Raw genomic sequence first — 6,347 nt, 5'->3', positions numbered from 1 at the left:
CCTATATTTAGATGCTTTAGAATGCGTGTTGAACCGTATATACTCAAGTCATACTAATAACGATAAAACGCTCTCATTATGACCAAATTAGGCTTACGCGATTCTGTTTTAACACTGACCCTGATCCCAACGGTGATCATAGGATTACTACTTGGTGGCTATTTTACAATAAATCGTTACATTGAGCTTGATGAAATTTTATATCAGCAAGGCACTACTATTTCTGAGCCCCTTGCTATTGCGCTTGAGCAACCCATGCTCGAAAAAAACAAACAGCTATTGAATCGCCTTATAAGCTACACACATAACAAGCACTCTCCTACAATTAAGTCGATTGCAATTTTTGATAAAAATAATGCGCTATTAATGACCAGTAATTATCACCGCTCATTTGAAAAGTTAATTAATCAAAAAACGCTCATAAATTTAAAAACCACCCATGTGCAAAAGTCAGATGAGCTTGTTACATTTTTCACCCCCATTATTAACCATACAAGTCACGATTCTAAATGGGACCCGTCGGCTTTTCAGTCATCCCTGGGCACCGTTATTATACAGCTAAACAAAGACCAAGCTGTTATAGGGCAACAACGAGCTTTATTAATTAGCGGTATTGTGATTATTTTATCATTGGTGTTTGCAGCTATTTTAGCTTTAAGGTTAAGCCGCATGTTTATGACGCCGCTTAATAAGTTAGTACTTGCAACCGACAAGTTGGTTGAAGGTAAAAGAAGTACTGGCCTTAACGACAACATGATTGGTGAGTTTGAGTTACTTCGCGAAGGCTTAAACACCATTGCTCACACTATGGTGATGCAAAAAGATGAAATGCAAAAAAATATTGATCAAGCAACAAGCGACTACCGCGAAACACTAGAGCAATACGAAACGTCAAATATAGAGCTCTCGTTTGCAAAAAAAGAAGCTCAAGATGCTAACCGTGTAAAATCAGACTTTTTAGCTAAAATGAGCCACGAGCTTCGTACTCCGTTAAACGGTGTTATTGGATTTACACGCCAGCTTTATAAAACACCGCTGAATAAACATCAAAAAGATTACCTCGACACTATTATGCTATCAGCAAATAGTTTAATGACTATTATTAGCGACATTCTAGACTTCTCCAAACTAGAAGCGGGTGCAATGGAACTTGAGTCGATTCAGTTTCAACTTCGTGATGCTGTAAATGAAGTGATGACGCTACTCGCTCCTAGCGCACACGATAAGCAATTAGAGCTATCCATTTACATTAACCAACAAGTACCGGATGACTTAACAGGCGATCCCACTCGCTTTAAACAAGTCTTAATAAACCTGTTAAGTAATGCGATTAAATTTACCGAAAAAGGCTCTATTAAGGTCGACATAAGCCATCGGTTACTCGACGACGAACGCACTTCTTTACTTGTGTCAGTAACAGATACTGGCGTGGGTATACCTATGGATAAGCAAGACTCTTTATTCACTCCATTTGGGCAAGCAGACTCAAGCATTACACGTAAGTTTGGTGGTACAGGCCTTGGTCTTATTATTACCAAGCATATTGTTGAAGCAATGAGTGGTCGTATAACGTTAAATTCTGCGCCTGGTAACGGTACCTGCTTTACATTCAATAGTGTGTTTAGTTTGCCAAATCACGTATTTACAAATGACTTACCGACTAAATCGCTCATTGGTAAGCGTATCTTATATTTAGAGCCACATGAGCATACGCACCATGCCGTACTTTCGTTATTAACCCAGTGGGAATCAAACGTTACGGCATGCTTTAACGAAACTAGCTTTTTAGACGCTATAAAAAATACTGAACATAAATATGACGTTTGCTTAATTGGCCATATGGCATCAGTTGATGATATGCAGCAACTAAAAAGCTATGTAAAAGCCGTGCGTGAATCTACTGATTACTTATATTTAATGCTTAATACTGTATCGCACAATATGCGAGAAGCCTTTATAGGCAGCGGAGCTGATGCATGTTTAAGTAAGCCACTTAATCACCGTAAGTTATGTGAAGTACTTGCAGCACCTTACAGACTTGACCACCCGACTCATAATATTGAACAAAACGATCAAGCTCTACTGCCGTTAAAAGTATTGGTTGTTGATGATAACGATGCTAATTTAAAACTTCTCCATACTTTGTTAAGTGAACAGATTGAAGTAATAGAAACGGCTCATAATGGTTCACAGGCATACAGTTTAAGTAAAAGTCATAAATACGACATAATTTTTATGGATATACAAATGCCAATTATGGACGGTATAACCGCATGTAAGCTTATACAAGAATCATCACTTAATGAAGACACACCCATTATCGCTGTAACGGCACACGCCCTTCAAAGCGAAAAAGAGCAACTACTAAAAGATGGCTTTAAAGGCTATTTAACTAAGCCTATTGATGAAGATATGCTTAAACAAATTATTAGCGACCATAGTCCACAGACTCCTGTTAATCGTGACAAAGCTAAAATAGATATACCACAAAGTCCTGCACCATTTCAAAGTAGTCGAATTGATTGGGCACAAGCCCTGCAGCGTGCTGGCGGAAAGAGCGAGTTAGCGCTAGAGATGCTTAACATGCTACTTTTAAGTGTCCCTGAGACCCTTACATTACTTGCTAAAGCAATAGAGAGTAACGATTGCCAGCAAGTGTTAAGTATTGTTCATAAATTTCATGGTGCATGTTGTTACACTGGTGTACCAAAACTTAAATCACTCGCAGAAACAATCGAAACATCGCTTAAAAATAAATGCTTGTTAGAGAATATTGAACCTGAATTATTTGAGTTACAAGATGAGCTTGAAAACCTACTTGCAGATGCAAGTGTGACCGAACTGCAAAGATAAGCTTTGAATTTTAGATACAAAAAAACGCGGTATTTACCGCGTTTTTTTATTAAGCTTTTTAAATACTTATGTTTGCTTATCTTACATTCTTGCTTCAATCATTAATCGTTTCATGTCGCGTACGGCTTTATCGAGCCCATCTATCGCTGCACGAGCAATAATAGCGTGACCAATATTTAGCTCATAAATCTCAGGCATTGCAGCGATTGGTTTCACGTTATGATAATGAAGACCATGGCCAGCGTTAACAATCAAACCTAAGCTTGCTGCGTATTTAACACCTTCACGAATGTGCTCTAACTCTTTGTGTAAATCAGTATCATTTGTGGCATCAGCGTACGCGCCTGTGTGTATTTCTACATAAGGAGCACCACATTCTTTGGCTGCATCTAACTGTGCTTTATCTGCATCAATAAATAGCGATACTTTAATACCCGCTTCGGTAAGCGTTTTTGTTGCTGCTTTAATTTTATCTATATTACCGGCTACGTCTAAGCCACCTTCGGTTGTTAATTCTTCGCGCTTTTCAGGTACTAAACACACGTACTCAGGTTTTACTTCAAGCGCGATTTTTATCATTTCATCGGTAACAGCGGTTTCAAGATTCATACGAGTTTGAATGGTTTTAGCCATTACATAAACGTCGCGTTCTTGAATATGGCGTCTGTCTTCACGTAAGTGAATCGTAATACCGTCTGCGCCTGCATGCTCTGCTACACTGGCTGCATGAGCTGGATCAGGATAGCTTGTTCCACGCGCTTGGCGAAGTGTTGCAATATGATCTACGTTTACACCCAAAAGAATATCTTTCATTTTCTTACCTGTAAAATTACGTTTATTGAGAGGCCATAAATAGCTCGCGGCTTTTTAATGGTTTACTACCTAATAAGGGTTTTAATAAATAGCGACTTAATTGCTTTGCCATATATAGCACATCACTTTGGCTAAAGTCATGATTTGCTATGGCGTTGAGTTGTTTGCCACTAAATCCAGAACGTGTATCTTCTTGTACTAAAAAACCAAGTTCGGGGAAATAACTATACGTCTGCTTTTCATCTATTGGTTCACCACTGGCGTCAAAACTAAAATCCACGCCATAACCGAGTAATTCCAATAGTTGAAACTCGTATGAGCGAAGCACTTCTTGTAAATTGGCCCCGCTGTTTAGGTTTGATAGATGAGTTTTATATAGCTCAAATACTTGTTCAATTGGCTCGTTAACAGGAACGATACGATTAGTAAGCTCATTTAAATAAAAACCACAATAAAGCTCATCACCTTTTAAAAAGTGCGAGTTCCCATGCAGTTCAAACTTATTGATATATTTTAAATCGTACTTGCCACTGTAATTAACAAGCAGTGCCTGAAACGGCTGAAGTTGTGCTTTATGTTTAGTGGCCTGGCGACCACTAATTCGGGCCAGCATTCTTAACTGACCAACGCCTTCTACAAGCATATCTAACATTACTTGGGAGTCACTATAAGGACGCCGATGTAATAAATACGCGGTGTAGAAGTCGCTATCCATTCACTAAGCTACTGCTTGGTCTAGTCTTCACTGTAACCTAAGCTTCTTAGTGCACGTTCATCGTCAGCCCAACCCGACTTAACTTTAACCCAAAGCTCTAAGAATACTTTGTTATCAAGCATTTCTTCTATGTCTTTACGGGCTTCACGACCAATGGTTTTTAGCTTTTCGCCTTTATTACCAATAACCATGCGTTTTTGTGTTTCGCGCTCAACAAGAATCAACCCGTTGATATGCCAAATACGGTTGTCTTGCCATTTAAACTGCTCAATTTCAACAGTTACAGAATACGGCAATTCTTCGCCCATAAAACGCATTAGTTTTTCACGAATTACTTCAGCTGCCATAAAGCGCATTGAACGGTCAGTTACATAATCTTCCGGAAAGTAAAATTCGCAAGGAGGTAAGCGTTTAGTTACTTCTGCTTTGATTAAATCAACATTTTTACCTTGCGTTGCCGATACTGGCATAATTCCAACAAAATCAAATTTGTCACTTAACCACTTCATATGAGGCAACACAAGGTCACGGTCTTTAACTTGGTCTATTTTATTAATAACCAATAATACCGGCTTACCACTTTGCGATACTTTATTAAGTACCATGTCGTCATCGGCATTCCAATGAGTGCCCTCAACTACAAAAATAATAAGCTCAACATCGCCGATAGAACTAGACGCGGCACGGTTCATTAAACGGTTAATCGCACGTTTTTCTTCAACGTGTAGACCTGGTGTATCTATGTATACCGCTTGGTGTTTACCTTCGGTATGAATACCCATAATACGATGACGCGTGGTTTGTGGTTTACGTGAGGTAATACTCACTTTTTGCTCAATAATTTCATTAAGCAAAGTCGACTTACCTACGTTTGGGCGCCCTACAATAGCAACCATTCCACAAAACGTATCTACATCACCTTCATGAGGCTGTATTAGGGTATCAAGGTTCATTTTTAAGTATCTTCAATGCTTTTTCAGCAGCTTTTTGTTCGGCTTTACGGCGCGAGCTACCTACAGAAATTATGCTATCCATTCCATCAACAATACATTCGACCGTGAATGTTTGATTGTGTGCTTGGCCTTTGGTATCAACCACAGTGTAACCCGGTAAAGATAATTTACGGGCTTGTAAATACTCTTGCAGCAGGGTCTTCGGATCTTTTTGGTTAAGCCCTGGTGAAATAGCATCTAATCGTGATTCGTACCATGACAATATAAGATCGCCACAGCTATCAATACCTGAATCTAAAAATGCAGCGCCAATAATAGCTTCTACTGCATCAGCAAGCGTTGACTCGCGACGGAATCCGCCACTTTTAAGCTCGCCCGGCCCTAAGCGTAAATAATCGCCTAGGCCAAATTCAAGACCAAACTCGGCAAGTGTTTGACCACGCACAAGCGTTGAGCGCATGCGGCTTAAATCGCCTTCACGCGCTTTAGGAAATTTGGCATAAAGTGCATTGGCAATCACAAAGCTTAAAATAGAGTCGCCTAAAAATTCTAGTCGCTCATTATGCTGGCCTTTGTGGCTGCGGTGCGTCATTGCTTGCTCAAGTAAACCTTGATCGGCAAATTCATAGCCAATTTTTTTATATAATTCTGTTACATTTTTTTTCATCGTTACTGAATATTACCTAGGCGCTCAAAGCGAACACCAGTTGGAACCCATCCTGGTAAAATATCATCAGGGCCATTCTCAAATTCAAAACTCATCCATATAAAGACAGCTTTACCCACCAAGTTTTCTTTTGGTACAAAGCCCCAAAAGCGACCATCTTGGCTGTTGTCGCGGTTATCACCCATCATAAAATAATGATCAGCAGGAACAGTCCATTCATCAGAAGGCGTGCCCGGTTGCTGGTAGTAACGCCCTTTTCTCTCAGGCGCTTGTGGGTTGATTAATATATCATGCGTAACTGTTGTTAAATTTTCATTTACACGAGCTAGAGGCATTGGGCCTTGTT

At 39.6% G+C, this 6,347-nt stretch carries 6 protein-coding genes; 1 reads left to right on the top strand and 5 read right to left on the bottom strand.

All coding sequences use genetic code 11. The annotated features are described in order from the left end of the window. The first annotated feature begins 78 nt into the window (after positions 1–78). Entirely contained in the window at positions 79–2,853 is a 2,775-nt protein-coding gene (gene barA / locus H5072_RS09290; protein WP_182693355.1) for a two-component sensor histidine kinase BarA, read from the top strand. Positions 2,854–2,934: 81 nt separating this feature from the next. On the opposite strand, the gene pdxJ is transcribed toward barA, so the two are convergent. The 5 genes from pdxJ to lepB form a co-directional block, all read right to left on the bottom strand. Beyond that, positions 2,935–3,666 (bottom strand): pyridoxine 5'-phosphate synthase, encoded by a 732-nt coding sequence (gene pdxJ / locus H5072_RS09285; protein WP_182693354.1) that lies wholly within the window; start codon positions 3,664–3,666, stop codon positions 2,935–2,937. Between the two features lie 22 nt (positions 3,667–3,688). Beyond that, complete coding sequence (recO, locus tag H5072_RS09280) at positions 3,689–4,381, bottom strand: DNA repair protein RecO (RefSeq protein ID WP_149593689.1); 693 nt, start codon at positions 4,379–4,381, stop codon at positions 3,689–3,691. Positions 4,382–4,401: 20 nt separating this feature from the next. Beyond that, a complete protein-coding gene (gene era, locus H5072_RS09275; RefSeq protein ID WP_182693353.1) occupies positions 4,402–5,334 on the bottom strand; it encodes a GTPase Era in 933 nt (310 codons plus the stop codon). Beyond that, the gene (gene rnc / locus H5072_RS09270; protein ID WP_002958715.1) at positions 5,324–6,001 is read right to left on the bottom strand and encodes a ribonuclease III; all 678 of its coding nucleotides are present in this window, start codon (positions 5,999–6,001) and stop codon (positions 5,324–5,326) included. Before rnc ends, era begins: the two co-directional genes overlap by 11 nt. A gap of 2 nt (positions 6,002–6,003) precedes the next feature. Next, on the bottom strand, positions 6,004–6,347 hold a 344-nt coding region (gene lepB, locus H5072_RS09265; protein WP_182693352.1), incomplete at its 5' end, for a signal peptidase I.

The sequence above is a fragment of the Pseudoalteromonas sp. SR45-5 genome (genome assembly GCF_014163565.1).
GTDB lineage: Bacteria > Pseudomonadota > Gammaproteobacteria > Enterobacterales > Alteromonadaceae > Pseudoalteromonas > Pseudoalteromonas distincta.
This window is presented reverse-complemented; position numbering and strand designations above follow the sequence as displayed.

Coding starts and splice junctions, on each gene's coding strand:
- rnc (WP_002958715.1), bottom strand. CDS start 6,001: ATGAAAAAAAATGTAACAGAATTATATAAAAAAATTGGCTATGAATTT.
- pdxJ (WP_182693354.1), bottom strand. CDS start 3,666: ATGAAAGATATTCTTTTGGGTGTAAACGTAGATCATATTGCAACACTT.
- recO (WP_149593689.1), bottom strand. CDS start 4,381: ATGGATAGCGACTTCTACACCGCGTATTTATTACATCGGCGTCCTTAT.
- barA (WP_182693355.1), top strand. CDS start 79: ATGACCAAATTAGGCTTACGCGATTCTGTTTTAACACTGACCCTGATC.
- era (WP_182693353.1), bottom strand. CDS start 5,334: ATGAACCTTGATACCCTAATACAGCCTCATGAAGGTGATGTAGATACG.